Source organism: Streptomyces filipinensis, from assembly GCF_014649495.1.
Taxonomy (GTDB): domain Bacteria; phylum Actinomycetota; class Actinomycetes; order Streptomycetales; family Streptomycetaceae; genus Streptomyces; species Streptomyces filipinensis.
Genome location: NZ_BMTD01000020.1, coordinates 91369 through 117390 on the forward strand (window position 1 = coordinate 91369; position 26022 = coordinate 117390).

The following is a 26022-nucleotide window of genomic DNA, read 5'->3' on the forward strand; positions in this document are numbered from 1 at the left end:
GGGCGTGCGGGGACGGGCCGTTGTTCGGGCATGACGGTCGAGATGCGTGAGGGATACGAGGGCACGGGACCCGGTGCGATCACCCCGGACGGCTGCGCGGTGGAGCTGTACGAGCGGCTGCCGGTGGGCGACGAGCCGGACATCATCGCCGCGGCGGTACCGGCCGGGGCGCACATCCTGGAGCTGGGCAGCGGGGTGGGCCGCATGACCCACCCCCTGATAGAGCGGGGTTTCACGGTCACGGCGGTGGACGAGTCCGCCGACATGCTGAGCCGGGTCCGCGGGGCGCGCACGATATGCAGCCCCATCGAGGCCCTGGACCTGCGCGGGGAGAGGTTCGACGTGGTGATGCTCGCGTCGTTCCTCGTGCACAACGGCGACGAGGACGTGCGCCTGGGCATGCTGCGCACCTGCGTCGGCCATGTGGCGGAGGGCGGCTGCGTGCTCATTCAGCGGGAGGGCGAGGACTACCACACGAATGTGCCGAGGGAGCGGGTCGACCCGAGCGGATTCACCGTGAGGATCGCCTCGGCGGAGCCGGCCGGAGACGGGGTGAACTCGGTCCGCGCGGAGTACGTCTTCCCGGACGCGATCTGGACCCAGACGTTCCTGGCCCGACCGCTGACAAAGGAGCAGTTCGAGTCGGCACTGGAGGAAGCGGGACTGGAGGTGGACGCGTATCTGACCCCGGACGGGACCTGGGTGCGAGCGGTGCCGAAGGCGTAGCGGGCGCAGCGGGAACGTGGTCGCATCGGACGGCCGGAGAGCGATGAGTTTCCGGTTCGGGTGGGGTCTGCCTCTGTGAAAGCAACCGGCACCGCTTCCCCCAGGAGACCCTCATGTCCGAGTCCACCGCCCGCGTCGCGCCCGCCACTTCGGTCACCCCCGCCGACTCCGTCAGCGGCCGGAGGCGCGCGGCTCGGGTCGCGCTGCGGTCCGTGCAGGTGCTGCTCGCGCTGTTCTACGGCGTCGCGAGCGCGCTTCCCAAGCTCATCGCGCATCCCTCGGCCGTCGAGTCCTTCGACAGGATCGGCTGGGGCAGCGGGGCCATGTACACCATCGGGGCGCTCGAACTCGCCGGAGCCGTAGCGTTGTTGATCCCCGTCCTGCAGTCCGTGGCGGCGATCGCGCTCAGCGCGCTCATGGTCGGCGCGTTCATCGTCCAGCTCACGGTCTTCGACGGCCAGAACGCGGCGACCCCGCTGATCCTGATGGTGCCGCTCGCCCTGATCGCCTGGGCGCGACGCGAGCACAACGGGGAGCTGCTGCGGCTGGTGCGGCGAGGGTGACGCCGGTGGTTCCTGGCACCGTGCGGAGACCACGGTGCCTCGGCGGCCAGGCCGGCCGGGCCGAAGACTGCACGCGCGGACGAGCGGACGAGCGGAGTGGACGAGTGGAGTGGACGAGTGCAGGGTCCTGGCCCGTCGGCTTGAACCGCCGCAGGGGCCGAAGGAGGCGGGCCCCACCGTGGCGGGCCGACGCAACGGCCGGGCGCGGGGGCCCGGCCGCTGTACTCGGCGGATGCTTGCCTGTGGGTAGGGCCGCCGCCCTCGGATCACCGTCCCCGGGGGCGCCCAGCGGTCCCGCGCCCACCGGTTCCACCGGCCCCGGACCCACCGGATCCGCCGGACCCGTTCGAGCCGGTTCCACCGCGCCTGCCGGACCCACCGTGCCCGCCGGCTCCGGATCCACCGGGCCCGCCGGCTCCGGATCCACCGGGCCCGCCGGCTCCGGATCCAGTCCGCCAGCCGGCTCCGGATCCAGTCCGCCCGCCGGCTCCGGATCCAGTCCGCCCGCCGGTCCCGGATCCAGTCCGCCCGCCTGCTCCACCGGATCCTCCGAACGCACCGGATCCACCGGGGCCGCCGAGCCCAGCGAAGCCGCTGGGGCCTGCGGGGCCGCGGAAGGCAACGGAGCCGCCGCCCGGGATGCCCGGGCCCCCGAGGCTGCGGAGGCGTTCCATCTCGCGGCGGTCGCGCTTGGTGGGGCGGCCGGTGCCGCGGTCGCGGATTCCGGCGGGGGCGAGGGCCTCTCGGGGAGGGGGCGGAGGGGAGTTGTCGATGTAACACTGCGCGGCGACGGGGGCGCCGACCCGCTTGCGGATCAGGCGCTTGACGATCACGATCCGTTCCCGGCCCTCGTGCCGCAGGCGCACCTCGTCGCCGACGCGCACGGAGTAGGCGGGCTTCACCCGCTCACCGTTCACATGGACGTGGCCGCCCCGGCAGGCGGTGGCGCCCAGGGAACGCGTCTTGATCAGACGTACGGCCCAGATCCAGCTGTCGATCCGTACCGTCTCGCCCCGGCCCGGACCGGCGGCCTCGGCGGCGGCCACCGCGGCGGCGATCTTCGGATCGACGGGCTGGCCGGCAGCGACAGGCTGGTGAGCGGAGGCACCGGTGTCCTGGGCGTCCTGGGCAGAACCGGTCGCGTCCGGCCCGCCGGTCCCACCGCTCACGTTCTCGTCCGCATCCTCGGAAGCCATGTCCCCGACCCTAACTCCCGGGCCGGATGAGCCGGGGGCGATTTTCCGGGGCCGCGGGGTGGCCGGAGAGCAGCTGGAAGCCGCCGGTCGAGGGGACCCGGACCGGTCCGGCCGGCGAGGGAGCGGACCCGGTGCCGGTCCCACGGCACCGTCGCCCCGAGGGAGCCGGCCGCTCGGCCGCTGAGCCGTCTCCTTCTGGCCGTCTGGCTGTCTGGGCGCATGGCCGACCCGGGGCGCGCGCGGCGAGGGCGGTCTCGGCGCGGGGTGCCGCGGTGGTGAGGGAGAGAGGGAGAGTGGGGGGAGAGGCGTTTCGCCGGTCCGGCCTGGCCCGGGCATACGGTGGCCGTATGGACGACAGCAGCGCACTCGCCCGGCTCGACCGGCGTGTCGCGGACTGCCGGGCCTGCCCGCGGCTGGTCGAGTGGCGGGAAGAGGTGGCCCGGACGAAACGGGCCGCGTTCGCCGACTGGACGTACTGGGGGCGGCCGGTACCCGGGTTCGGTCCGGCCGACGCCCGGCTGGCGATCATCGGGCTGGCCCCCGCCGCGCACGGCGGCAACCGCACCGGCCGGATGTTCACCGGGGACCGCTCCGGAGACGTGCTCTACCAGGCGCTGTACGACGTGGGACTCGCCTCGCAGCCCACCTCCGTCAGCGCCGACGACGGGCTGGAACTGTATGGCGTCCGCGTCACCGCGCCCGTGCACTGCGCACCGCCCGCGAACAAGCCGACCCCCGGCGAGCGGGACACCTGCCGCCCCTGGCTGGTCCAGGAGCTGAAGCTGCTGCGCCCCGCCCTGAAGGCCGCCGTCGTCCTCGGCGCCTTCGGCTGGCAGGCCGCACTGCCCGCGTTCACCGAGGCGGGCTGGACCGTGCCCCGCCCCCGCCCGGCCTTCGCCCACGGCATCCGGGTCCCCCTGGACGGCCTGGAGCTCTTCGGCTGCTTCCACGTCAGCCAGCGCAACACCTTCACCGGCCGGCTCACCCCGCGGATGCTGCGCGAGGTGCTGCGCACGGCGGCGGACGCGGCCGGTCTGCCGTAGTCGGCGCTCACCGAAACCGGCCCTTAGGGAGCCGGTGGCGATCGACCCGCCCCCGTCCTCGGAATCGGTGCCGGACAAACCCCCTGAGGCTGCCACGTACCGAGGGTCCGGCCTCACAGCTGGTGGCCGTGCCGCGGGGCCGGCCGCACGGTCGTCAGACGTGCCGCGGGAAGGGGCCCCTCACGGCTGCCGGACATGCCGCAGCCCCAGCCTCACGGCTGCCAGACGTACCGCACGTCCGGTTCCCGTTCCTCGTTCCCGGTGCCGTCGGTGAACTCGACGGCGGTGAAACCGTGGCGTTCGTAGAAACGGTGGGCGGGTTTGTTGACCTGGAAGGTCCACAGGGTCAGCCCGCCAGGGCGGCGCTCCTTGGCCAGCGCGACGAACCGGTCGCCGATGCCGCGCCCCCGCCAGTCGGGGTCCAGATACAACTGGGACAGCGCCTCCCCGTCCAGCACCATCAGTCCGACGATCCCCTCACCGTCCGCCTCCGCCACCCAGGTCTCCTGCGACGGCACCACGACATGCCGGAAGAACTCCCGCACGCCGTCGTCGGAGTGCGGCCGTACGACGGTGGGCAGTGCGGCACGGAAGGACCGCAGCCACACATCGGCGGCGGCACGGGCATCCGCCTCCAGGGCCCGGCGCAGTACCACTTCCGCCATCACCGGCCCCCTTCCCGATCCGGCACCACGGCCGTGGCCGTGATCTCCACCAGCTGACCGGGGTAACCGAGGCAGGCGACACCGAGCAGAGTGGACGAGTGCGGACCCGTGCTCAGCCCCGAGGACTCCACGACCTCCCACACGGCGGACAGCACCGAGGGCTCGCCGCTCACCACGTACACGTCCGTCGCGACCACGTGCGTCACATCGCTCCCGACGGCCGCCAGCTGCTCGCGCAGATTGGCGATCACCTGCTCGGCCTGCCGTGCCGGGTCGTCCGGACCGACGATCTCCCCCTTCTCGTCGAGCGGCACGGCTCCCGCCAGGAAGGCGAGCCTGGTGCCCGCCTCCACCACCGAGGCATGCGCATAGGTGGGCGGCGGGAAAAGACTGGGCGCGTTGACCCGGCGGATCATGGCGGCTCCCTGGGGCAGTCGGAATGGTCAAATGTCGATCATCCGTGGCACGTACGGCTCCGCGCATTCGAATTTCCGGCCCGCCGCCCCCACTTATCGGGTCGCCGCGCACCCCGGCCTTATCGGGTCGCCGCGCACCCCCGCCGCGCCCTACGCTCCCTTCCCCCGCACCCAGTGGAGGCCGCCCACCATGCCCACCCTTCCCGACACGGAGTTCCTCACCGCCACGGCCGACCGTCTCGCCGCCCTCCCCGCAGTCGAGGCCGTGGCTCTCGGCGGCTCCCGGGCCCAGGGCACCCATCGCCCCGACAGCGACTGGGACCTGGCGGTCTACTACCGCGGCGCCTTCGACCCGGACGACCTGCGGGCCGTCGGCTGGGAGGGGGAGGTGTCCGAGGTCGGCGGCTGGGGCGGCGGGGTCTTCAACGGCGGGGCCTGGCTGACCGTCGACGGGCGCCGGGTGGATGTGCACTACCGGGATCTGGACGTGGTGGAGCACGAACTGGCGGAGGCGGAGGAGGGACGGTTCCGGGTGGAACCGCTGCTCTTCCATCTCGCCGGCATTCCCACCTATCTGGTCGTGGCCGAACTGGCCGTCAACCAGGTGCTCCGGGGCGCCATCCCCCGCCCCGCGGGCTACCCGGCCAGGCTGCGCGTCAGCGCCGCCGAGCGCTGGCACGGTCTCGCCGGCGCCACCCTCGCGTACGCGAAGGCCCACCATGCGGCCCACGGCCGCCTCACCGAGACCGCCGGGGCCATCGCCACGGCCGCCGCCCAGGCCGCCCATGGCGTACTCGCGGCCCGCGGAGAGTGGGTGACGAACGAGAAGCGGCTGCTGGAGCGGGCCGGGCTGCGCCGGATGGACGCGGTGGCGGGCGGGCTGCGCGGCGCACCCGACGCGCTGGTGCGTGCCGTCACCGAAGCCGAGCGGATCGTCGGGGCACCGCGTGCGTAGAAGCGTCGAAGCGGCGCGTTCGTGAAGGCGCCGGGCATTGCGTTCATAAAGAAACCGGCCTTCCCGGGCACCTTTCACCTGCCTGAAACGTGATCGCCCCGGTCCCCCGGGAAACCCGCCCTACCGTGGAAGCACCGCCCACCCGGCCACCGTCGTCCGAAGGCACCCCCACCCTTGCCCTCGTACGCACAAGGAGCCCCGTGTCCCGGCCCGCCGTACCCCCCTGGCTCGCCCACGCCCTGCGCACCCAGCGCGGTCCCGTGCCCTGGAGCGCGGTGATCCGGGGCGTGCTCGCCGCCGGGCCGCTGCTGCTCGCCGGTGTGCTCGCCGGGCGGACACCCGTCGGGGTGCTCGCCGCCATCGGTGCGATGCTCGCCGGCCTCAACGACCGGCCCGGCAGCCGCCGGGCCGCCGTCAGGCGGCTCGGGCTGCCCGCGCTGGCCGGCGCGCTCGGCCTGCTCGTGGGCACGTGTGCCGGGCAGGGGCTGGCGGCCGTACCACTGACCCTGGCGCTCACCGGGCTCGGGCTGCTCGCCGGCGGTGTCAGCGCGATCGGGCCCGTAGCCTCCGCCGCGGGCACGCAGCTGCTCGTCGGCGCCGCCCTCGGTGCCGGGATGCCGGCGGCCGAGAGCGGCTGGCAGCGGGCCCTCGCCTTTCTCGCCGGGGCCGGCTGGCTGCTCGTACTGCGGCTCGCCCTGCCCACACCCGGTTCGCTCGCCGGGGACTTCCGCTTCGACGGGGAGCGGGCGGCGGTCGCCGCGGTGTACGACGCCGTCGCCGCCCTGCTCGAGGCCGTGGGCGGTGAGCAGGCCACCGCCCGGCGGGCCGCGCTCACCGCCGCCCTCGACCACGCCCAGGACGCCCTCGCCGGGCCCCGGCTGCGCCGGTACGCCTCTTCCGCCGCCGAGCGCCGGCTGCACGCACGGTACGCGGCCGCGCTGCCCCTCGCCGAGGCCGCCACCGCCCTGTTCTGGGCCGGGGAGCCCGTCTCGGCGCGGGCCGCCGCAGGGCCCCGGCGGCTCGCCGCCGCCGTCCGCGACAACACCGCCACCGGCCCGCTGCCCGCCCCGCACCGGTCGGCGCCCGCCCTGCGTGCCCTCGACGACGCCCTGCTGCGCGCCGCCGAGGCCTTCGACCGCGGCAAGCCGACCGACCTGCACACCCGCAGGCGTACGGCCGGGACCCTGGTACGCATCGCCCTCGGTGCCGGCGGACGCGAGTACGGCCTCAGGGTCGCCCTCTGCTTCGGCGCCGGCGCCGCCGTGGCGCAGGCGCTGCACCACACCCGCTGGTACGGCCACCACCAGCACTGGTACTGGCTGCCGGCCACCGCCGTCTTCCTCGTCAAGCCCGACCTCGGGCCGCTGGTGTCCCGGGTGCTGTGCCGGGCGGCGGGGACCGTGCTGGGCGCTCTCGTGTTCGCCGGGTTCGCCGCCGTGCTGCCGAGGCCCGACGGGCTCATCGCGCTCGTGGCCGTCAGCGGGGCCCTGATCCCCGTGGCCACACGGCACTTCGCCGCCCAGACAGCCGTCGTGACCGTCCTCGTCCTCAGCCTCCTGATGGCCGGTGGGGAGCCGCAGGCCTCCGTCAGCCGGATCGGGGAGACCCTGCTGGCCTGCGTGATCGTGCTCGTCGTCGGGCACCTGCCGATGCCGGGGCAGCGGGGCGGGGGAGTGCGGGCCCGGGTGGCTGCCGCGGGGGACGCGGCGCAGGCGTACCTCGTCCACGTGGTGAGCCGGTCCCAGGACCGCGCCACCCGCTGGACGCTGCGCCGCGAGGCCTACCGCGCTCTCGCCGAGGCCCGTGCGGCCGTCGTCCTCGCCGCCGCCGAACTCCCCCCGCTGGCCCGGCACGCGGAGGGCGCGGACGAGATCGTCGCCACCCTGGAACGGCTCGTGGACACGACCACCGCCTGCGCCGTCCACCTCGACGACTCCGGCCGTCTCGCGGCCCGGCACCTGGACCGACTCGCGGAGCTGCTGGCCGAGTTCGAGGAGGGCCGGGAGCGGACGGCGCTGCGGCTTCCCGGACTTCCCCTCGCCGGATGAGGCTTTCCGGGCCGCTCGCGCCGTCTGACGGAGCATCAATCACTGTTGCCTCAGGGCGAGTCAACCTCCACAGGCGTTCCTGCGTCCCAGAGAAAGGTCCATGTTCCCCGCCCGAGGAGAGGTCCAGTCCATGTCCCGACTCACCCGTCTCAGACTCGCGACCGGTGCCGCCACGGCCGTCGCCGCCGTCGTCGTGCTCACGGCGTCGCCCGCGGTCGCCGGCGAACCGACCGTGTCCCAGCCGCACATCGTCGCCCACTTCGACCTGGCGGCAGGGCAGTCGCCGGAGAACATCACGGTCGAACCCGACGGCTCGGCCGACCTGACCTTCGCCTCCGCCCGGCAGATCGCCCACGTCACCCCGGACGGACACACGACGATCCGCGCGACCCTGCCCGACGAGCCCGACGCCAACACCCCCAACCTGAAGGCCGCCACCGTCTTCGGTATCGCCCGCGCCCACGACGGCACGCTCTACGTCGACTACGCCACCGGCACCGGCAAGACCGGCATCTGGCGCATCGACCCCGACGGCGGCGCGCCCCGGCAGATCGCCCAGCTGCCCGCGACCGCGCTGCCCAACGGCCTCGCCCTCGACGAACGCCACGGGCTGCTCTACGCCGCCGACTCGGTGCAGGGTGCCGTGTGGCGGGTTCCGCAGGCCGGTGGCACGCCGACCGTGTGGGCCAAGGACACCGCCCTCGACCCGGTCCCCGTGACCGGCGCCGGGTTCGGCGCCAACGGCGTCAAGATCCACGGCGGCGCCGTGTGGGTGTCCAACAGCGACCGGGGGACGCTGCTGCGCATTCCCGTGCGGCCGAACGGCTCCGCGGGACCGGTCGAGACCCGCGCCACCGGGCTGGACCACATCGACGACTTCACCTTCGCCACACCGCGCGGCGACACCGTCCTCGCCGCCCTGATCGGCGACGACGAGGTCGCCGAGGTGCACCCCGACGGCACCCACGACGCCGTCCTCACGCACGCCGACGGGCTGTCCAACCCGACCTCCCTGGCCGTACACGACGGGACGGTCTACGTCGACAGCGCCGCGTACTTCACCCGGCAGGACCCGAACCTGCTGCTGGCCCGCCTGAGCTGCGAAGCCGGGCTCTGACAGGCCGGGCGGGCCCGGGCGGATCCCCCGGGCCCGCCCCGCCCCGCCGCTGCCGCTGCCGCCGGTGGTGGCGCGGCCGGGTGTTCGCAGACCCGTCCCGTGCCGGAGCGGTGTGCGGATGCGTGGTTCGGCGCACGCGAGGTGACGGCCGCGTCGTACCGTGGCGTGATGACCGAGTCCCCCGCCGATCTCCTCATCACCGGATGCACCCTCCTGGTGCACGACGACGAGGAGCGGATCCGGTTCGAGGAGGACGCCGCGGTCGTCGTACGGGACGGGGTGATCGACGCGGTGACGACCGCGGCCGCCGTGCGGCGGACGGGCGCCGCGGAGCGCATCGACGCCCGCGGACAGGTCGCCATGCCCGGCCTCGTCAACTGTCACACCCACGCGCCGATGGCCGCGCTGCGCGGCGTCGCCGAGGACCTGCCCACCGACGAGTGGTTCAACGACGTCGTCTGGCCGATCGAGTCCAACCTCACCGAGTGGGACGTGGCGTTGGGGGCGCGCCTGGCCTGCGCCGAGATGATCCGCGGCGGCGTGACCTGTTTCGCCGACCACTACTTCAGCATGGACGCGGTGGCGGCCGTCGTGGCCGAGTGCGGGATCCGGGCGCACCTCGGGGAGGCCTACTTCTCCTCGCAGGGCGCCCGGGGCCGGGAGAGATCACTGGAGTTCGCGCTGCGGCACCGGGGCGGCGCCGGCGGCCGCATCACCACCGCCCTCGCCCCGCACGCCCCCTACACGGTCACCGACGCCGACCTCGCCGCCACCGCCGGCCTGGCCCGCGCACACGGCCTGCCCGTACACATCCACGCCGCCGAGAACCGCGAGCAGACCGAGACCAGCCTCGCCCGGCACGGACGCACCCCCATCGAGACCCTGGAGCGCGCCGGACTCCTCGACACCGACCTGCTCATCGCGCACGGCACCGGGATCACCGAGCGCGACCTGCCCCTGCTGGCCCGCACGGGCGGCCGTACGGCCGTGGCGACCGCGCCCCGCGGTTACCTCAAGTTCGCCTGGCCGACCACGACCCCGGTGCGGGCCCTGCGCGCGGTCGGCGTCCCCGTCGGCCTCGCCACCGACGGCGCCGCCTCCAACAACTCCCTCGACGTCTGGGAGTCGATGGCTCTGACCTCCCTGATCCAGAAGTCGGCCGAAGGCGATCCGCGCTGGCTGACGTCCCGTCAAGCCCTCCACCACGCCACCCTGCAGAGCGCCCGCGCGGTCGGCCTCGGCGACAGCGTGGGCACCCTCGCGCCGGGGCGGCGCGCCGACATCATCCTGGTGGACCTCACCGGTCCGCACACCCAGCCCGTCCACGACCTCGCCGCGACCCTCGTGCACAGCGCGCGCTCGTCCGACGTCCGTACGACCGTCGTCGACGGCCGGGTCCTGATGCGCGACCGGGAACTCCTCACCCTCGATCTGCCCGCCGTCACCGGCGAGTTGACGCGCCGCCTGCCCGCGCTGACCGACCGGGGGCACGGGCGGCGCATCCAGGAGTACGACACCTGATCCCGCGTAGGCTGCCCGTCATGGATCTCGCGGACGGCCTTGTCGACCAGCCCTACGACGTGTACCGCCACCTGCGCGACACCGCGCCCGTGCACCGCATCACCGGACCGGACGGCACCGCCGCCTGGCTCGTCACCCGGTACGAGGACGTCCGTGCCGCCCTGGCCGACCCCCGGCTGTCGCTGGACAAGCGGCGCGGCACCGCCGGCGCGTACAAGGGCCTCTCGCTGCCGCCCGCGCTCGACGCCAACCTCCTCAACATGGACCCGCCCGACCACACCCGCATCCGGCGCCTGGTCGGCCGCGCCTTCACCCCGCGCCGCGTCCAGCGACTGCGCGAGCCGATCCGGCGCACCGCCGACCAGCTCCTCGACGCGCTCGGCCCGCACGGCAGCACGGACCTGGTCGCCTCCTACGCCGCCCCGCTGCCCATCACCGTCATCTGCGACCTGCTCGGCATCCCGGAGGGGGACCGGCTGGACTTCCGGCAGTGGACCGACAGCCTCACGGCTCCCGACCCGGCCCGGCCCCATGCCACCAAGGAGGCGATGGCGGCCATGCTCGACTTCCTCACCCGGCTCCTCGCTGCCAAGCGCCGGGCGCCCGCCGACGACCTGCTCTCCGACCTGATCGCCGTACGCGACGAGGGCGACCGGCTCGGCGAGGACGAGCTGATGTCCCTGGCCTTCCTCATCCTCTTCGCCGGGTACGAGAACACGGTCCAGCTCATCGGCAACGCCGTGCTGGCCCTGCTGCGGCATCCGGACCAGCTCGCCGCCCTGCGCGAGGACCCGGCCCGGCTCCCCGCCGCCGTCGAGGAGTTCGCCCGCTACGAGGGACCCATGCTGCTCGCCATGCGCCGGTTCCCGGTCGAGGACGTGACGATCGCCGGGGTGACCATCCCGGCGGGCGAGACGGTCTGGGTGTCCCTGTCCGCCGCGGACCGCGACCCCGACCGCTTCCCCGACCCCGACCGCCTCGACCTCTCCCGCGACGCCACCGGGCAACTCGCCCTCGGCCACGGCATCCACTACTGCCTCGGCGCGCCGCTGGCCCGCGCGGAGACGGAGATCGCCCTGGCGGCCCTGCTGGAGCGGCTCCCGGAACTCGCCCTCGCGGACGGGGAGGTGACCTGGCGGCGGTCGATGCGCGCCCGGGGGCTTCGGGCCCTTCCCGTGACGTACTAGATCCCGGCGGAAAATCGCGGCGGAAATCTCCGTGCGCGGCGATGAGTTCCGCTCCCGGCGGCGGTCACCACTCCGAACCGACCGTCGGACAGGAGGGCCCATGACGCTTCCGGAGATCGTCTCGCGCGAGCAGTGGCGCACGGCGCGCGAGGAGTTGCTGCGCAAGGAGGAGGCGGTCAGACGGGCGCGGGAGGTCCTCGGGGCGGAGCGGCGGCGGCTGCCCATGGTCGAGGTGGCCACGGAGTACGTCTTCGAGGGCGGCGACGGCAAGGCGACCCTCCTGGACCTCTTCGAGGGCCGGGCGCAGCTCGTCGTCCACCACTTCATGTTCGCGCCGGAGTCCCAGACCGGCTGCCCGTGCTGCTCGGCCTTCCTGGACCAGCTCGGCCACCTCGCCCACCTGCGCGCCCGGAACACCTCGTTCGCGGTCGTCTCCAGGGCGCCGTTCACCCGGATCCTGCCGTTCAAGGCGCGCATGGGCTGGGCGGTGCCCTGGTACTCCTCGGCGCACGGCGACTTCAACCTCGACTTCGAGGCCACCGTGGCGTCGGACGAAGGCCTGCGCGACCGCCCCGGTGTCAGCTGCTTCCTGCGCGACCACGACCGGGTGTTCCACACGTACTCGGGGTACGACGACGGGCTGGACGGACTCGGCACCCTCGCCGGTCTGCTCGACCTCACCGCGCTCGGCCGCCATCCCGCCGGCAGCGACCGGCTCCGCCTTCACGACGAGTACGACTACTGACACAGACGGTTCTGTTCGTGTCACAAAGTGAACGAATCCTCACGGCCCGCGCAGGACGGGTGTAGGGAATGTCTCAGTCCGGTCACTGAGTGAGGCGATCGCGGTCTCCAAGGCGTTAACTCCCAGAAGCACGACGCTACTGGAGGTGCGAGATGGTGAACGGGCGAACCGTGCTCGAACGCTTTCCCGCCGGCGGTCCGCGGGGATCCTGGCCCGCGGAGGAGTTCGCGCACGCGCGGCGTCTGGAAGGCCTGCCGGCGGAAGTCGTCATGGACCTCGCGACGGACGCGTTCCTGGTGATCGTACGGGGCGGTGACCACACGGAGTGAGGCTGCTCAGGCCGGCTTCGGTGCCGGTACCCGCGTCGTGAACTGCTGCGCCTGCAGCGCGTACAGCTCGGCGTAGACGCCACCCCTGGCCAGCAGCTCGTCCGGGGTCCCGGACTCCACCAGCCGCCCGTGCTCCAGCACATGCACCAGGTCGGCGTGCCGGACCGAGGCCAGCCGGTGGGTGATCAGCACGACCGTCTGCCCGCTGCCCGCCAGTGCCCGGATCTTCTCGAACACCTCCAGCTCGGCCCGCGCGTCCAGCGCGGCCGTCGGCTCGTCCACGATCAAGACCCGCCCGCGCCGGTACGCCGCCCGTGCGATGCCGAGCCGCTGCCACTGACCGCCGGACAGTTCGTGTCCGCCGCTGAAGTCACGGGCCAGCAGGGTGTCCAGACCGCGCGGCAGATCCCCCACCATCTCCTCGGCACCCGCCTCGGCGACCGCCGAGGCCAGGCCCTCCTCGGTCATGGGCGTGCAGGAGCGGCCGACGGCCACGTTCACCCGCGCGGTGAACGGCCAGCGTTTGAAGTCCTGCGCCACCATCGCGATGCGCTCGGCGAGCAGCCGCCGGTCGGCCCGCGCCGTGTCGACGCCGTCCCACAGGATCCGGCCCCGGTCCGGGGTGTACAGCCCGGCGAGCAGTTTGACCAGGGTCGTCTTCCCCGAGCCGTTCTCGCCGACGAGTGCGATGATCCGGCCGAGCGGCAGCGCCAGGGTGACGTCGTCCAGAGCGGGCCGGGCCGAGTCGCCCGGATAGCGGAAGGTGACGTTCTCGAAGCGGATCTCCTTCGGGTCCTCCGGCAGGGCCTCACCGCCCGCCGGGATGGCCCGCTCGGCCGCCTCCACGTAGAGCCGTTGCAGATCCCCCACGAAGAGGGCCTCCTCGTGCAGCTGGTTGATCTCCAGCACCAGCGTGTCCAGGCTCGCCGCCCCCGTACGGATCGCGATCAGCGCCGTACCGGCCACCGACAGGGCCATGGCGCCGGCCAGCAGCAGCGCACCCAGCGTGGCGTAGGTGGCGAGCGTGGCGAGGCCCGTCCAGGTCGCCGCGATCAGACCGGTACGGGCGGCGAGCCGGGACAGCCGGGTCTGCTCCGCCTCCGCCGTCTCCGACATGGACCGGAAATGGCGCAGCAGGAACGGGCCCACGCCGTGCACCCGGATCTCGGGGGCGGCGGCGGGCTCGGTGAGCAGATGGCTGATCAGCCGGCTGGCGCGGGCGTGCTGGACCCAGACGTGGAAGGACTCGTAGCGGCGCCGCGCGTTGGTGAGCGCACCCCAGGCGCTGGGCAGGGTCATGGTGACCAGCAGCGGCAGCAGGAGCGGGTGCAGTACCGCGAGCACGCCCGCGGCCGCGATCAGCGAGATCAGCGCGCCCGTCACCCGGGTGCCGTAGGAGATCATGCGGCGCGCGGACTCGGCGCCGTACTGGGCGGTGTCCAGCAGTTTGTGGAAGGCGTGGTCCTCGATCGCGGAGAGCTCCACGTTCGCCGCCCGCTCCAGGTACAGCTCGGTCGCCACCCGCTCCACCTTGGGCTCCAGGCGTCCGGTGGCGTAGGTGGAGGCCGCGCGCAGCAATACCGCCACGACGGACACGGCGGCCATGGCGATCAGGGCGGGGGCGGCCGAGCGCAGTCGCTGCTCGATGCCCGGGCCGGTCAGCAGCCTGCCGAGCGCGCTGTTCACGGCCAGCAGGCTCACCGCCTGGGTGCCACCGCGGACCGCCTCGGCGGCCAGGACGATCCAGGCGGCCCGGGCGTCGGCCTGCAGGGCCAGCCGCAGGCCGGACGCCAGCATGCCGGGCAGCCGGCCCAGCATCGTCCGGAAGCCGAGCTTCAGGATGACGTCCTCGTGCTCGCTCCAGCCCACGTCGTAGCGCAGCGGCCCCCCGAACAGGAGCCGCTCCGACTCCGACACCGCGGGCTCGGGCATCCCGTGCCGCTTCCTCACGACCGACCTCCCCGGTGCGTCACCGAACGGCCACTATCCCCGGGCGGACCGGCGGGGGGCAGGGCGCCTGGGGGCGTGAGGGGGTGGTGCGGTGGAGCGCGGGCGGAGTGATGGGGGAGCGCGGGGCTTCCGGAGGAGACTGGAGGGAGCGGTCAGCCGGCCGAGGGCCGGTCAAGGGGGCGCGAGGAGCGGCGCGAGCGGCGACGGACAGGCAGCGGCTGCCCATGAACCCGCGGTCGCCCCCGCATCCGCGGCTGCCTCCGAACCCGTGGTCGCCCATGAAGCGGAACCCCGGTGGGCGGCACGGCCGCAGCCGGCGCGGCGGCTACGCCCGGGACCAGTCCGGGGCCGTCCCCGTCACCCGGCACAGGGCCAGGTACAGCGGGATCGGCGGGGTGTACGGGACCGTGCCCTCCGGCCGGTGGATGAGCCGGGCGGCGCCGGCGACCAGGGCGCCGGGTGCGTAGTGGGCCGGGGACGGCCAGGGCAGGGCGTAGTCGGAGTCCGACGGCACGATCCACCACCAGCGGGCGCCGTCGGCGTACACACAGCCCAGCCGCGGCAGCCGGGGGACGACGAGCGGGCCGAGCCGGTCGGGCACGGCCACGGCGTCGCAGCCGAGCGGTGCGGTCATGTCCTCCGGCACCGTCAGCCGATGCGGCGCCTCCGGCGTGGACCGCCGACGCTGCAGCCGCACCAGGGTGTCGAGACCGAGGCCCGGGGTGCTGGTGTGCCCCGTGGGGGCGGTGGCGCGGTGCCGGGCCGGGCCGACGGCATGCCGGTGACCGCCTTCGGGACCGCCGGTCACGGGCGCTCCCCGGTGCGGTGCTGCTCGGGGGCCCGGTGCGCGGGCTGCTGGGGGGGCCGGTCCAGGGGCCGGTGGCGGCGGGGCTCCGGGACCGCGTGGTGGTGCTGCTCCGGGGTCGCGTGACGGTGCGGGTCCGGGATCCCGTGACGGTGCTGCTCCGGAGGCGCGTCGCGGTGCTGCTGCTCCGGGATCCCGTGGTGCTGTTGCCCCGTCGCCCGGTGCGGGGGGTGCCCGCAGGTGCGGCGCCGGCCCTCCGGGGTGTCGTCCTCGCCGGAGTCGTCCGGGCGGCCCGGCTTGGGGCGGGCACCCCAGCCCAGGTCGTTGCACGGATCGGCGGCGCCGTCGGCCGCGTCGGCCCGGCGGGGCAGTTCGGCCCAGACCAGAAGTCCGGGCCCGTGTTCCTGCGCGCCCCAGGCCCGGCACAGCGCGTCGACGAGAAGCAACCCCCTCCCGTGCTCCTCGTCGGGCCGCTGTGGGGACGGGTGGGGTTCGCCTGGGGCGCAGCCCTCGTCGCGTACGGCTATGCGTACGGTGTCGGCGTGTTCATGCAGCTCGCACAGGACGCGACTGCTCGCCGTGTGCATGATCGCGTTCGTGACCAGTTCGGATATGACCAGAGCCGCGCTGTCGCAGATGTCCGCGCACATCGACCAGCGGGTCAGCCGGGCATGTGCCAGACGCCTCGCCCGGGCGACGGAACCCGGGTGTGCGGCCAGCTCGAAGCGGAACCGGCGCTCGGCCGTGCCCCAGGGAGAGGCTGCCGTGGCGGCACCGAGACCGGGACGGTCTGCGGCGTCTGTTCCTAAGGGCGCGGACGGAATCACGCTTGCCACTATCTCCCCGCCGTGAACACTTGGCAAGTGTCACTCTGAAAATTGCAGAGTGCTGTGTGACTCGGTCGGAGGCCGTGGCACACTGCTCGCAACAGCACGTCGCGCGGCGCCAATTGGGGGCATCGGAGACCCACCCGGTCTTCGAATGCATCTTCGAATGGCGCCGTAGGGCTGTCGGGAAACATTTCGGCGCAACGGCCGGTGGAGCTTTCGATGGAGGTGGGGGCGTGAGCGAACCGCGGTCCGCGCCGACGGTGGGTCAGGTGGTCCTCGGCCGACGCCTGCTGGACCTGCGGGAACGCGCCGGACTGAAACGCGAGGACGCCGCCCGCGTCCTGCGCGTCGCGCCCGCCACCGTCCGCCGTATGGAGATGGCCGAGGTCGCCCTCAAGATCCCGTACCTGCAACTCCTGCTCAAGGCCTACGGCGTCTGCGACGACGAGGCCGAACTCTTCGTCCAGGTCGCCGAGGAGGCCAACAGGCCCGGCTGGTGGCAGCGCTTCCGCGACATCCTGCCCGACTGGTTCTCGATGTACGTCAGCCTGGAGGGCGCGGCGAGCCTCATCCGCTCCTACGAACCGCACTTCGTGCCCGGCCTGCTGCAGACCGAGGACTACGCGCGCGCCGTGCTCAGGTCCGGGGCCATCGGCCAGACGAGCCCGGACGACATCGAGCGGCACGTCGCCCTGCGCATGCGGCGCCAGCAACTGCTCACCCGTACCGACGCCCCGCGTTTCTGGGCGGTGATGGACGAGACCGCCCTGCGCCGCCAGGCCGGCGGTCCGGAGGTGATGCGCGCGCAGATCGACAAGTTGCTCGAGGCCACGAAGCTGCCCCATGTGACGCTCCAGGTCGCCCCGTTCGTGAGCGGACCCCACCCGGGGACGTACGGGCCCTTCGTGCTGTTCCGGTTCGCCATGCCGGAGTTGCCGGACATGGTCTACAGCGAGTACCTGACCGGCGCCGTCTATCTGGACGCGCGCGCCGAGGTGGCGACCCATCTGGAGGTCATGGACCGCATGGCGGCGCAGGCCGCCACGGCACAACGCACGAAGGAGATCCTCCAGGATCTCCGCAAGGAGCTGTGAATGGATCGCATCGAGCCGCGCGGACGCGTCTACAACGGCATGCCCGCGCGGGAGCTGGGCAGCGAGGGCTGGCACAAGCCCTGGAGCGGGGGCAACGGCGGGAACTGCCTGGAGGCGATGAAGCTGGCCGACGGCCGGATCGCCGTACGCCAGTCCACCGACCCGGACGGCCCGGCGCTCATCTACACCGCGGACGAGATGACCGCGTTCATCGAGGGCGCCAAGGCGGGGGCGGCCGACTTCCTGCTGTCCTGATCCAGCTCGTGTGATGCTTGTTCATGAACTTCCTTGCTCTGGTGCCGAGTTGAACACCCACCGCACCACACGCCCGGCCAGACGTCCATGGAGTGCCGCAGGACGGGGCAGGACCCGACCACCGTCGGGACCGACCCCAGGACCTCGGCCGGCCGGTCGCGCTGTCCCTCGTCGCCCTGGTCGAGATCGTGCACAAGTGGCGTCCGGGGCCTGGGCGAACCGGTCCCGGGCCAGGACGACGGGGTGATTCCCGGGTACGGGGCGGTGGAGCGGAAGCGGTAGGCCGGGCGCCGCAAATCCGGCTGCGCCGACGCCCGCACGGGGCGTACGGTGGCCGTGGTTCGGGTGCGCAGGCAGCGGATCCTTCCGTCGCAAGTCATCGCTACCCCCCGGTGGGCCGGATCCGTTCCGGCCGGCCGGTCCTGCCGGAAGCCGGCCGAGCGTCGGCCTCCGGCCCGCGAAGGTTTACGTCACCGCCGCCGACCCTGATCTCCGAACCAACTCCTCACCCGGGAGGCAGCACCCCGCACAGCGCCTCCAACGCCGCGCCGTAGGCGTGCTCGGCGGCGGCCGCGTACCCCACCACCAGCCCGTCACCCGCCGTCGCCTCGGCCTCCGGGTGCCGGAAGGCGGCGAGTCCGTCCAGGGCGACGCCCTGCCACGCGGCGGCCTTCAGCGTGGACCGCTCGGTGCCCGGCGGCAGCCGCAGCACCGCGTGCAGCCCGGCCGCGATGCCCGTCACGGCGACCTGCGGAGCGTGCACGGCGAGCGCGGCGACGAGCCGGTCACGGCGGCGCCGGTAGCACTGCCGCATACGCCGCACATGACGGTCGTACGCCCCGGAGACGATGAACTCCGCCAGCGCCAGCTGGTCCAGGACGCTCGCCCAGGCCTCCCGCTCGCCCTTGGCCGCGAGCACCGGCTCCACGTACCGCTCCGGCAGGACCATCCAGCCCAGCCGCAGGGCCGGCGACAGGCTCTTGCTGACCGACCCGAGGTGGATCACCCGCTCCGGATCGAGCCCCTGGAGCGCGCCGACGGGCCTGCGGTCGTACCGGAACTCGCCGTCGTAGTCGTCCTCCAGGACGACCGCCCCACGCGCGCGTGCCCAGTCGATCACCCCCGCCCGGCGCTCCGGGTGCAGGGGGCCGCCGGTCGGGAACTGGTGCGCCGGAGTGAGCAGCACGGCCCGCTCCCGCTCCAGCAGGTCCACGCGTGCGCCGTCCTCGTCCAGCGGGAGCGGCACCGTCCGCACCCCGGCCGTGGCGAGCAGCCCCCGGTGGAACTCCAGCCCGTACGCCTCCACGCCGAGCGGACCGCGCAGCACCCCGCCCGCGCCCTGGCCGAACAGCAGCCGCAGCGCGTGCGCGAAACCCGAGCAGACGACGATCCGGTCCGGCTCGGTCCGCACCCCCCGCGCGCGTGCCAGGTAGCCGGTCAGCGCCTCCCTCAGCTCCCGGCGCCCGGCGGGGTCCCCCGGCCCGAACGCCTCGTTCGGCGCCGCCCCCAGCGCCCGCCGGTAGCAGGCCGACCAGGCGGCTCGCGGGAACGCCGAGGCGTCCGGCGTGCCCTGCCGCAGATCGTGCCGGGGGCCATGCGCGCGGGGAGGTGCCTTCACGGGCGTCCGCTCGGCGCGGGGCAGCGGTTCCGCCCGGTCGGCCACCTGGGTACCCGAGCCCTGGCGGGCGGTCAGCCAGCCCTCTGCGACCAGCTCCGCGTAGGCGTCGGCCACCGTGTTGCGGGCCACGCCCAGATCGGCGGCGAGCGACCGGTACGGCGGCAGCCGGGTGCCCGGCGCCAGCCGACCGCTGCGCACCGCTTCCCGCAGCGCCCGGGTCAGCGCCGCCCGGCGCCCGCCCGGACCCGACAGCTCCAGATGCAGGTCGGCGCCGATCCGCTCCGCGGAATTGACCCACGATTCTGTCATGGGAATGCACCCTACAGCCGGTCTTTCAGGCCCGTAGGTTGAAGCCATGACGACGAACACGACAGCCACCGCAGCCGACTTCACACCCGCGATCGCCGAGGCCGAGGCCGGCCGCACCCGACTGGACTTCGCCCGGTCCGCGCCGAAGGTCTTCCGGACCCTCATCGGCTTCGACGCCGCCGCCCGCGCGGGCCTCGACCCGGCGCTGGTCGAACTCATCCAGATCCGTGCCTCGCACCTCAACCACTGCGCCTACTGCCTGCACATGCACACCAGCGACGCCCGCAAGGCCGGCGAGAGCGAGGACCGGCTGCACATGGTCGCCGTCTGGCGCGAGGCCCGGCACTTCTTCACCCCGAAGGAGCAGGCCGCCCTGGCGCTCACGGAGGCGCTGACCCTGGTCGCCGACGGGGGCGTCCCCGACAGCGTCTACGCCGAGGCGGCCGCCCGCTTCGAGCAGGAGGAGCTGGCCCACGTCATCGCGCTGATCTGCGCGATCAACACGTGGAACCGGGTGGCCCTGTCGACGGGCAAGGTGGCGGGCACGGACGAGAGGAAGGGCTGACCAGGACGGTGAAAGGGCCGCGGGGAAACCGCGGCCCGGCTACACCCTCATCGGCCGGTCCCGCGGAGAGACCGGCGCGGGCAACCGTGAACCGCCCATCAGATAGCGGTCGACGGCCGCCGCCACCGCCCGCCCCTCCGCGATCGCCCAGACGATGAGCGACTGCCCGCGCGCCGCGTCCCCGGCGGCGAACACCCCGGGCACGTTGGTCGCGAAACCGTCGTCCCGCGCGATCGTGCCACGCGCTTCGAGCGTCAGTCCCAACTGCCCGATCAGCCCGTCCTCCTGGTCCGGCCCGGAGAACCCGAGGGCGAGCAGCACGAGGTCGGCGGGGAGCGCCCGCCCGGTGCCCGGCACCGGGCGCCGCATCTCGTCCACCTCCACCAGGTGCAGCGACCGCACCCGCCCGCTGTCGTCCCCGGTGAAGTGGAGCGTGGACGCCGCGAACAGCCGCGCGTCCGCGTCCGCCGCCGGTGCCGTACGCAGGTCCCGCGCCTCCTCGTGCGCCGCCGACAGCCGGTAGATCTTCGGATACGTCGGCCACGGCTCGGTGTCCTCGTCACGCTCGCCGCCCGGCTGCGCGTAGATGTCCAGCTGGGTCACGGACGCGGCCCCCTCGCGCACCGCGGTCCCCAGACAGTCCGCGCCGGTGTCCCCGCCACCGACGATCACCACATGCTTGCCGGCCGCGGACAGCGGGGAGACCTCCAGATCCCCCTCGCACACCCGGTTCGCCAGCGGCAGGTACTGCATCGCCTGGTGTATCCCGTTCAACTCCCGGCCCGGCACCGGAAGTTCCCGCCACGCGGTAGCCCCGGTGGCGACGACGACGGCGTCGTAGCGGCCGCGCAGTTCCGCCGCCCCGACATCGCGCCCGACGGTCATCGAGGTGCGGAACTTGGTCCCTTCGGCCCGCATCTGCTCGATACGCCGTTCCAGATGCCGCTTCTCCATCTTGAACTCGGGGATGCCGTACCGCATCAGACCGCCGATCCGGTCGTCCTTCTCGAACACGGCGACCGTGTGCCCGGCCCGGGTCAGTTGCTGTGCCGCGGCCAGTCCGGTGGGCCCGGACCCGATGACGGCGACCGTCTTCCCGGACAGCCGCTCGGGAGGCCGTGCCGGGACGAACCCCTCCGCCCAGGCCCGGTCCGCGATCGCGCACTCGACGTTCTTGATGGTGACGGCAGGCTGGTTGATCGCCAGCACACATCCCGCCTCGCAGGGCGCGGGGCACAACCGGCCGGTGAACTCGGGGAAGTTGTTGGTCGCGTGCAGACGTTCGCTCGCCGCACGCCAGTCCTCCCGCGAGACCAGGTCGTTCCACTCCGGGATCAGATTGCCCAGCGGGCAGGCGTCGTGACAGAAGGGGATCCCGCAGTCCATGCACCGGTCGGCCTGCTTGCTGATGATGGGCAGCAGCGCTCCCGGCACGTACACCTCGTCCCAGTCCCGCGCCCGCTCCTCGACGGGCCGCCGCGGCCACTCCTGGCGCGGCGTGCTCATGAACCCCTTGGGATCGCCCATGGTCGTCTTCCTCGCGTACGGGTACCGCGCGGGTACCGGTGTACGACGGGCCGTACGCCGTTCGACGGCGTCCTCCGGCAGTCTTTCGCCACTCCTTCGGCACTCTTTCGGCCACGATACGTCCGCACCGACCACCCCGCAGAGCGGCGGACAGCGTGGATCAGGAGGTGGGAGCCCCGGAGCGGGCCAGGCCACGGGCCCGTACGGAGATCACGTGAGAGCCAGGACGTAGACCAAGGCGGCCACGGCGGACGCGACGGCCCGGACGTGGTTCCAGAACGTCCACTCGCGTACGTACGCCGGCCAGTACACGGCGGCCTCCGGGGCGCCCGGGGTGAGCCGGGCCAGCCTGTCGTTGCGCGGGACGTTCGCGACGATCGTCAGCCCGAACGAGCCGATGAGGTACAGCGCGCTGCCCAGCAGCAGTTCCAGCCCCCCGTCGTCCGGCCACACCACGAACGTCACCACCGCGATCATCGCGCTGAGCACCGCGGAGCCGGTGAACACCGTCATGAAGGCCGGCCGTACCGCCGCGCCGTTGATCGCGTTCATCGCCGCGACGCCCTGCGCGGGCGGCAACGCGGCGAGGCCCCGCATCACGAAGGTCGAGAACGCGCAGAACACCCCGGCCGTCAGCCCGGTGCCGAGAATGCCCACCACGACCAGCACGAAGAACGGCCCGTCGATCATCTTCACGCCCCATCTCGTCTCGTTCCGCCGGTACGGCTCCGGCATCACCGCCTCTCCCAGTGAAGGCCCGGGGAACGGCGCCGGCCATGGCCGAGGAGCGCGGCGGCATGCGCGCGCCGCTCAGCCCGTCCCCTCCCTTTCCCTTTCCTCTTCCTCGGCTTCCCTTTCCTCAGCCCACGCCCGTCCCGGTCTCCTGCCAGGACCGCAGCACGCTCTCCACGGCCTGGGCGATCCGGCGCCGCGCCTCGTACCGGGTCACGCCTCTCATCAGCAGCTGGTCGTACGGCGTGTCCACATGCCGTACGGCCGCCACGACCGCCGAGATCACCGCCCCCTCCGACAGCGCCCGCCCGGCCGCGCTGCGCCCGACACGCCCGCTGCCCCGCGCGGACGCGTGCGCCGCGATGGCTCGCGCGCGGTCGGCCGGGCACCCCGGAAACAGCCGGAGGATCTCGGCCGCGAACGCCGCCGCGAAATGCTCGTCCTCGGCCGCCCTGCGCCGAGCGTCCCGCGCCCGCCGTCTGCGCCGCGCCTCGGCGTCCGCGAGACAGCGGGCCTCGGCCCGGGCCAGCGCCGGCTCCTCCACGAGCACGCCCTGGCGCTCGTAACGGCTCTTGCGCCGGTTGAACCGCACCACCACGACCGACAGCCCGCTCTCCTCCCTCGACCTGCGGGTCAGCGCGGTGTCCCCGCGCGGCAGGAACACCAGGTGCCCGAGGTCCGCGCAGTCCAGGCAGCGCGGGGCATCGTCCTCCAGCACGAGCAGCGACAGGGGCCCGCGCCGGCAAGCCGAACACCGCTTGGGCTTCAGCGCCTGGAGGACGACAAGGCGACCGGGGGAGTGGGGAGTTGCGGGAAGCGCCATACGCGGTTCATTCCCCGCCGCCGCCCGGGCCTCCCACCCCTCCCTCCCTTGCCTCTCTCCCTCCCGGCAGGGACCGTCGTCTCACCGTCTCACCGTCTCACCGCCACCCGGCATCATGGTCTGCGTGCGACTCGAAGCGATCACCTGGGACCGGCTCGCCGAGCGGCTCGCCGACCGGCTGGCCGGCCTGGAGCCGGCCGACGGAGGCGCCTGGCCGCGCGTCGGCTTCGACGGGGCCCCGGCCGCCCGGCCCGGTGACCTCGCCGAGCGGGTCGCGGAGGCACTGAGGGTACGCGGCCGACCCTCGCTCGTGGTCGGCGCCGAGGGCTTTCTGCGGCCCGCCTCGCTACGCCTGGAACACGGACGGCGGGACGCGGAGTCGTACCACGGAGGGTGGTTCGACACCGGCGCCCTGTGGCGCGAGGTCTTCGGCCCGCTGGACCCCGGCGGCAGCGGGCGCGTCCTGCCCGACCTGTGGGATCCGGTCACCGACCGGGCCACCCGCAGCCCCTATGCCCAACTCCCGCCCGGCGGGATCCTGTTGCTCCACGGCCCCCTTCTGCTGCGCCACTGGTTCCCCTTCGACCTGACCGTGCACCTCCTCCTCTCGCCGGGTGCCCTGCGCCGCCTCACCCCCGAGACCGACCACTGGACGCTCCCCGCCTTCGAGCGCTACGCGTCCGAGACCGACCCCGCCCACACGGCGGACGTCGTCGTACGGGCCGACGACCCCCGCCGTCCCGCCTGGAGCGGCTGACCCGGACGGCCCGGCCGCAGGCCTTCCCGGCTCAGAGCCAGCCGTTGCGCCGGAAGCCCCGGTACAGCACCAGACACGCCCCCGCCATGACGGTCATGACCAGCGGATAGCCGAAGCGCCAGTGAAGCTCCGGCATGTGGTCGAAATTCATGCCGTACACCCCGCACACCATCGTCGGGACGGCGATCACCGCGGCCCAGGCCGTGATCTTCCGCATGTCCTCGTTCTGTGCGACGGTCACCTGCGCGAGGTGGGCCTGCAGGATCGAGTTGAGCAGCTCGTCGAACGCCGCGATCTGCTCCTTGGCCCGGATCAGATGGTCGAGCACGTCCCGGAAGTAGGCCTGTATCTCGGGGGCGATGACCCGTATGGGCCGGGTGGCCAGGTCCTCCACCGGACGGCCCAGCGGCACCGCGGCCCTCTTCAGCTCCAGCAGCTCACGCTTCATCTGGTAGATGCGGCCGGGGTCGAGACGGGCGCCGTTCTCCGAGAACACCTCCGTCTCGACCTGGTCGATGTCGGCCTGCACCGCGTCCGTGACGTTCAGGTAGTCGTCGACGACGTGGTCGGCGATCGCGTGCAGCACCGCCGCCGGTCCCTTGGCGAGCTGGAGCGGGTGCGCCTCCAACTCCTCGCGCAGCGGCCCCAGTGAGCCGTGCCGGCCGTGTCGTACCGTGATGACGAAGTCCTCGCCGACGAACACCATGATCTCGCCGGTGTCGACCACTTCGCTGGTCGCGGTCAGCTGTTCGTGCTCCACGTAGCAGACGGTCTTGAACACCGTGAAGAGCGTGTCCCCGTAGTGCTCCAGCTTGGGGCGCTGATGAGCCTCGACGGCGTCCTCCACCGCCAGCGGATGCAGGTCGAACAGCTCGGCGATGCCGGCGAACTCACGGTCCGTCGGCTCGTGCAGCCCTAGCCAGACGAACCCCTCGCCGGTCTTGCGTACCATCCGCACGGCATCCACCAGGTCCGTGCACTGCGGCACGCGCACGCCGTCCTGGTACGTCACGCAGTTGACCACCGACGAGCCCAGGGGTGACCTGGCGGGATGACTGAGGTCGACGCGCGGCCGCCGCCGGGCCAGCCGTGCCACCTTGCGCAGGCCGCCGACCCCGGTCAGCCCCGTGACCTTCCGCAGATTCCCCGCCATGGACATCTGGATCTCCTCGCTTGGATCTCCTCACGCAACGCTTTCGCGCCCTGCCCGGCAAGTCTGCCAGCCGAGGGCAAAGCGCGGGTAAGCCTGTGGGAACGGAGTGTTCCGCTTGGTGTCCGCCTGTGGACGAAGCGCCGACCGGCGCCTTTCCGGTGCCTTTCGGTGCCTGTCCGGCGCCGGCCTCCGGACAAGCCGGGTGACTGGGATGATCGCGGCATGACGCCATCCGACGGATACCTCCTGGACAACCGGCAGAACGAGGCGGCACAGCGCTTCGGCGCCTTCGCCGCCCTCTTCGATCCCACGACGTTCCGGCACATCGAGGCGTTCGGTATCGGGCCCGGCTGGCGCTGCTGGGAGGTCGGGGCCGGCGGCACCTCCGTGGTGTCCTGGCTCGCCGAGAAGGTGGGTCCCGCCGGCAAGGTCGTCGCGACCGACATCGACACCTCCCGTCTCGCCGCCGACGCCCGCCCGCCGGTGGAGGTACGCGTCCACGACGTCGGCGCGGAGGAACCGCCGGGCGAGGGTTTCGACCTGGTCCACGCCCGGCTCGTGCTCGTTCACGTCCGGGACCGGGAGAGGGCGTTGAGGTCCATGATCCGGTCCCTGCGGCCCGGCGGTCGGCTGTTGGTGGAGGACGCCGACCCCGCTCTCCAGCCCCTGATCTGCCCCGACGAGTGCGGCCCCGAGCAGAAGCTGGCCAACCGGCTGCGCCAGGGCTTCCGCAGGCTGCTCGCCGACCGCGGCGCGGATCTGTCGTACGGCCGCAAACTCCTGCGCCTCCTGCGGGAAGCCGGTCTGCACGGCGTGGAGGCCGACGCCTTCTTCCCGGTGACATCGCCCGCCTGCACCGCTCTTGAGGCCGCGACGGTCCGTCAGGTCCGCGACCGGCTCGTCACGGCGGGGCTCGCCACCGACGAGGACATCGACCAGCACCTGGCCAACGTCGAGGCCGGCGGCATGGACCTGCTCACCGCACCGATGATCTCGGCATGGGGCAGGAAGGAGGGCTAGGGCCTCTTCCGGATCGCGCCGGCGACCGGACGCACCCGGAAGCCGGCCCGATCCGAAAGAAAGCCCCCCAAGC

Annotated in this window: 26 protein-coding genes and 2 pseudogenes; 17 read left to right on the plus strand and 11 right to left on the minus strand. The window is 73.4% G+C overall.

Features of this window, described 5'->3' with window-relative positions; all coding sequences use genetic code 11:
• Nucleotides 1-30: 30 nt before the first annotated feature.
• Together IE244_RS33710 and IE244_RS33715 are read left to right on the plus strand one after the other, a co-directional pair.
• Nucleotides 31-726, plus strand: coding sequence for a class I SAM-dependent methyltransferase (locus IE244_RS33710; protein WP_229854537.1), 696 nt, complete (start codon nucleotides 31-33; stop codon nucleotides 724-726).
• 113 nt (nucleotides 727-839) lie between these two features.
• On the plus strand, nucleotides 840-1289 hold the full coding sequence (locus IE244_RS33715; protein ID WP_191877377.1) for a DoxX family protein: 450 nt from the start codon (nucleotides 840-842) through the stop codon (nucleotides 1287-1289).
• Nucleotides 1290-1555: 266 nt separating this feature from the next.
• Here IE244_RS33715 and IE244_RS33720 read toward each other — a convergent pair whose 3' ends face one another.
• Complete coding sequence (locus IE244_RS33720; RefSeq protein WP_373305804.1) at nucleotides 1556-2287, minus strand: RNA-binding S4 domain-containing protein; 732 nt, start codon at nucleotides 2285-2287, stop codon at nucleotides 1556-1558.
• On the opposite strand from IE244_RS33720, the gene IE244_RS43270 reads away from it, so the two are divergent.
• Both IE244_RS43270 and IE244_RS33725 read left to right on the plus strand, forming a co-directional pair.
• Nucleotides 2253-2387 (plus strand): hypothetical protein, encoded by a 135-nt coding sequence (locus IE244_RS43270; protein WP_373305805.1) that lies wholly within the window; start codon nucleotides 2253-2255, stop codon nucleotides 2385-2387. The two genes, IE244_RS33720 and IE244_RS43270, sit on opposite strands and share 35 nt — an antisense overlap.
• A gap of 445 nt (nucleotides 2388-2832) precedes the next feature.
• Entirely contained in the window at nucleotides 2833-3528 is a 696-nt protein-coding gene (locus IE244_RS33725; RefSeq protein ID WP_191877379.1) for a uracil-DNA glycosylase, read from the plus strand.
• Nucleotides 3529-3740: 212 nt separating this feature from the next.
• On the opposite strand, the gene IE244_RS33730 is transcribed toward IE244_RS33725, so the two are convergent.
• Both IE244_RS33730 and IE244_RS33735 read right to left on the minus strand, forming a co-directional pair.
• On the minus strand, nucleotides 3741-4193 hold the full coding sequence (locus tag IE244_RS33730) for a GNAT family N-acetyltransferase (protein ID WP_191877380.1): 453 nt from the start codon (nucleotides 4191-4193) through the stop codon (nucleotides 3741-3743).
• On the minus strand, nucleotides 4193-4609 hold the full coding sequence (locus IE244_RS33735) for a RidA family protein (protein WP_191877381.1): 417 nt from the start codon (nucleotides 4607-4609) through the stop codon (nucleotides 4193-4195). The genes IE244_RS33730 and IE244_RS33735 overlap by 1 nt, the downstream gene beginning before the upstream one ends.
• Before the next feature lie 190 nt (nucleotides 4610-4799).
• On the opposite strand from IE244_RS33735, the gene IE244_RS33740 reads away from it, so the two are divergent.
• The 7 genes from IE244_RS33740 to IE244_RS33770 all read left to right on the plus strand — a co-directional run bounded on the left by IE244_RS33740 (nucleotide 4800) and on the right by IE244_RS33770 (nucleotide 12511).
• Nucleotides 4800-5564, plus strand: coding sequence for a nucleotidyltransferase domain-containing protein (locus tag IE244_RS33740; protein WP_191877382.1), 765 nt, complete (start codon nucleotides 4800-4802; stop codon nucleotides 5562-5564).
• A gap of 200 nt (nucleotides 5565-5764) precedes the next feature.
• A complete protein-coding gene (locus IE244_RS33745; protein WP_191877383.1) occupies nucleotides 5765-7612 on the plus strand; it encodes an FUSC family protein in 1848 nt (615 codons plus the stop codon).
• Between the two features lie 130 nt (nucleotides 7613-7742).
• Nucleotides 7743-8729 carry an SMP-30/gluconolactonase/LRE family protein gene (locus tag IE244_RS33750; protein WP_191877384.1) on the plus strand — a complete coding sequence of 329 codons (987 nt, stop codon included), beginning with the start codon at nucleotides 7743-7745 and terminating at the stop codon, nucleotides 8727-8729.
• Nucleotides 8730-8897: 168 nt separating this feature from the next.
• Entirely contained in the window at nucleotides 8898-10250 is a 1353-nt protein-coding gene (locus IE244_RS33755) for an amidohydrolase (RefSeq protein ID WP_191877385.1), read from the plus strand.
• Between the two features lie 20 nt (nucleotides 10251-10270).
• Nucleotides 10271-11437, plus strand: coding sequence for a cytochrome P450 family protein (locus IE244_RS33760; RefSeq protein WP_191877386.1), 1167 nt, complete (start codon nucleotides 10271-10273; stop codon nucleotides 11435-11437).
• A gap of 100 nt (nucleotides 11438-11537) precedes the next feature.
• Entirely contained in the window at nucleotides 11538-12182 is a 645-nt protein-coding gene (locus IE244_RS33765; protein ID WP_191877387.1) for a DUF899 domain-containing protein, read from the plus strand.
• A gap of 152 nt (nucleotides 12183-12334) precedes the next feature.
• Nucleotides 12335-12511: a DUF8839 family protein gene (locus tag IE244_RS33770; RefSeq protein WP_167349458.1), complete on the plus strand. Its 177-nt coding sequence runs from the start codon at nucleotides 12335-12337 to the stop codon at nucleotides 12509-12511.
• Nucleotides 12512-12517: 6 nt separating this feature from the next.
• On the opposite strand, the gene IE244_RS33775 is transcribed toward IE244_RS33770, so the two are convergent.
• The 3 genes and pseudogenes from IE244_RS33775 to IE244_RS33785 all read right to left on the minus strand — a co-directional run.
• Nucleotides 12518-14443, minus strand: a complete 1926-nt coding sequence (locus tag IE244_RS33775; protein ID WP_191877431.1) for an ABC transporter ATP-binding protein — start codon at nucleotides 14441-14443, stop codon at nucleotides 12518-12520.
• Nucleotides 14444-14786: 343 nt separating this feature from the next.
• Nucleotides 14787-15161: a hypothetical protein gene (locus IE244_RS33780; RefSeq protein WP_191877432.1), complete on the minus strand. Its 375-nt coding sequence runs from the start codon at nucleotides 15159-15161 to the stop codon at nucleotides 14787-14789.
• 347 nt (nucleotides 15162-15508) lie between these two features.
• Nucleotides 15509-16129, minus strand: a pseudogene (locus tag IE244_RS33785) (ATP-binding protein); the annotation flags it as partial.
• 200 nt (nucleotides 16130-16329) lie between these two features.
• Between IE244_RS33785 and IE244_RS33790 the strand changes: the two are divergent.
• From IE244_RS33790 to IE244_RS43425, 3 genes and pseudogenes are all read left to right on the plus strand, one after another.
• Complete coding sequence (locus tag IE244_RS33790; protein WP_191877388.1) at nucleotides 16330-17190, plus strand: Sco1979 family transcriptional regulator; 861 nt, start codon at nucleotides 16330-16332, stop codon at nucleotides 17188-17190.
• Nucleotides 17191-17445, plus strand: a complete 255-nt coding sequence (locus tag IE244_RS33795) for a DUF397 domain-containing protein (RefSeq protein ID WP_031166225.1) — start codon at nucleotides 17191-17193, stop codon at nucleotides 17443-17445. It abuts the gene before it with no gap.
• A gap of 179 nt (nucleotides 17446-17624) precedes the next feature.
• Nucleotides 17625-17727 (plus strand): annotated as a pseudogene (locus tag IE244_RS43425) (SAM-dependent methyltransferase); the annotation flags it as partial.
• A gap of 223 nt (nucleotides 17728-17950) precedes the next feature.
• Here IE244_RS43425 and pdxR read toward each other — a convergent pair.
• A complete protein-coding gene (pdxR, locus tag IE244_RS33800; protein WP_191877389.1) occupies nucleotides 17951-19372 on the minus strand; it encodes a MocR-like pyridoxine biosynthesis transcription factor PdxR in 1422 nt (473 codons plus the stop codon).
• 46 nt (nucleotides 19373-19418) lie between these two features.
• On the opposite strand from pdxR, the gene IE244_RS33805 reads away from it, so the two are divergent.
• Nucleotides 19419-19937: a carboxymuconolactone decarboxylase family protein gene (locus IE244_RS33805; RefSeq protein WP_191877390.1), complete on the plus strand. Its 519-nt coding sequence runs from the start codon at nucleotides 19419-19421 to the stop codon at nucleotides 19935-19937.
• Nucleotides 19938-19976: 39 nt separating this feature from the next.
• Here IE244_RS33805 and IE244_RS33810 read toward each other — a convergent pair whose 3' ends face one another.
• The 3 genes from IE244_RS33810 to IE244_RS33820 form a co-directional block, all read right to left on the minus strand.
• Nucleotides 19977-21464 carry a glutamate synthase subunit beta gene (locus IE244_RS33810; protein ID WP_191877391.1) on the minus strand — a complete coding sequence of 496 codons (1488 nt, stop codon included), beginning with the start codon at nucleotides 21462-21464 and terminating at the stop codon, nucleotides 19977-19979.
• A gap of 210 nt (nucleotides 21465-21674) precedes the next feature.
• On the minus strand, nucleotides 21675-22154 hold the full coding sequence (locus IE244_RS33815; protein WP_191877433.1) for an anthrone oxygenase family protein: 480 nt from the start codon (nucleotides 22152-22154) through the stop codon (nucleotides 21675-21677).
• A 169-nt stretch (nucleotides 22155-22323) separates the two neighbouring features.
• Nucleotides 22324-23019, minus strand: a complete 696-nt coding sequence (locus IE244_RS33820) for a DUF2293 domain-containing protein (RefSeq protein WP_191877392.1) — start codon at nucleotides 23017-23019, stop codon at nucleotides 22324-22326.
• Nucleotides 23020-23143: 124 nt separating this feature from the next.
• Between IE244_RS33820 and IE244_RS33825 the strand changes: the two genes are divergently transcribed.
• Nucleotides 23144-23776 carry a nucleoside/nucleotide kinase family protein gene (locus tag IE244_RS33825; RefSeq protein WP_191877393.1) on the plus strand — a complete coding sequence of 211 codons (633 nt, stop codon included), beginning with the start codon at nucleotides 23144-23146 and terminating at the stop codon, nucleotides 23774-23776.
• Nucleotides 23777-23807: 31 nt separating this feature from the next.
• Here IE244_RS33825 and corA read toward each other — a convergent pair whose 3' ends face one another.
• Nucleotides 23808-24935 carry a magnesium/cobalt transporter CorA gene (gene corA / locus IE244_RS33830; RefSeq protein WP_191877394.1) on the minus strand — a complete coding sequence of 376 codons (1128 nt, stop codon included), beginning with the start codon at nucleotides 24933-24935 and terminating at the stop codon, nucleotides 23808-23810.
• Nucleotides 24936-25151: 216 nt separating this feature from the next.
• Here corA and IE244_RS33835 point away from each other — a divergent pair, with 216 nt between their 5' ends.
• Entirely contained in the window at nucleotides 25152-25949 is a 798-nt protein-coding gene (locus IE244_RS33835) for a methyltransferase (protein WP_191877395.1), read from the plus strand.
• Nucleotides 25950-26022 lie beyond the last annotated feature (73 nt).

Bases quoted from the DNA above. Each gene is read 5' to 3' on its own strand.
- corA (WP_191877394.1), bottom strand. From the start codon at position 24,935: ATGTCCATGGCGGGGAATCTGCGGAAGGTCACGGGGCTGACCGGGGTC.
- IE244_RS33805 (WP_191877390.1), top strand. From the start codon at position 19,419: ATGACGACGAACACGACAGCCACCGCAGCCGACTTCACACCCGCGATC.
- IE244_RS33810 (WP_191877391.1), bottom strand. From the start codon at position 21,464: ATGGGCGATCCCAAGGGGTTCATGAGCACGCCGCGCCAGGAGTGGCCG.
- IE244_RS33750 (WP_191877384.1), top strand. From the start codon at position 7,743: ATGTCCCGACTCACCCGTCTCAGACTCGCGACCGGTGCCGCCACGGCC.
- IE244_RS33755 (WP_191877385.1), top strand. From the start codon at position 8,898: ATGACCGAGTCCCCCGCCGATCTCCTCATCACCGGATGCACCCTCCTG.
- IE244_RS33730 (WP_191877380.1), bottom strand. From the start codon at position 4,193: ATGGCGGAAGTGGTACTGCGCCGGGCCCTGGAGGCGGATGCCCGTGCC.
- pdxR (WP_191877389.1), bottom strand. From the start codon at position 19,372: ATGACAGAATCGTGGGTCAATTCCGCGGAGCGGATCGGCGCCGACCTG.
- IE244_RS33740 (WP_191877382.1), top strand. From the start codon at position 4,800: ATGCCCACCCTTCCCGACACGGAGTTCCTCACCGCCACGGCCGACCGT.
- IE244_RS33835 (WP_191877395.1), top strand. From the start codon at position 25,152: ATGACGCCATCCGACGGATACCTCCTGGACAACCGGCAGAACGAGGCG.
- IE244_RS33765 (WP_191877387.1), top strand. From the start codon at position 11,538: ATGACGCTTCCGGAGATCGTCTCGCGCGAGCAGTGGCGCACGGCGCGC.
- IE244_RS33735 (WP_191877381.1), bottom strand. From the start codon at position 4,609: ATGATCCGCCGGGTCAACGCGCCCAGTCTTTTCCCGCCGCCCACCTAT.
- IE244_RS33715 (WP_191877377.1), top strand. From the start codon at position 840: ATGTCCGAGTCCACCGCCCGCGTCGCGCCCGCCACTTCGGTCACCCCC.
- IE244_RS33770 (WP_167349458.1), top strand. From the start codon at position 12,335: ATGGTGAACGGGCGAACCGTGCTCGAACGCTTTCCCGCCGGCGGTCCG.
- IE244_RS33820 (WP_191877392.1), bottom strand. From the start codon at position 23,019: ATGGCGCTTCCCGCAACTCCCCACTCCCCCGGTCGCCTTGTCGTCCTC.
- IE244_RS33815 (WP_191877433.1), bottom strand. From the start codon at position 22,154: ATGATCGACGGGCCGTTCTTCGTGCTGGTCGTGGTGGGCATTCTCGGC.
- IE244_RS33775 (WP_191877431.1), bottom strand. From the start codon at position 14,443: ATGCCCGAGCCCGCGGTGTCGGAGTCGGAGCGGCTCCTGTTCGGGGGG.
- IE244_RS33710 (WP_229854537.1), top strand. From the start codon at position 31: ATGACGGTCGAGATGCGTGAGGGATACGAGGGCACGGGACCCGGTGCG.
- IE244_RS33795 (WP_031166225.1), top strand. From the start codon at position 17,191: ATGGATCGCATCGAGCCGCGCGGACGCGTCTACAACGGCATGCCCGCG.
- IE244_RS33725 (WP_191877379.1), top strand. From the start codon at position 2,833: ATGGACGACAGCAGCGCACTCGCCCGGCTCGACCGGCGTGTCGCGGAC.
- IE244_RS33760 (WP_191877386.1), top strand. From the start codon at position 10,271: ATGGATCTCGCGGACGGCCTTGTCGACCAGCCCTACGACGTGTACCGC.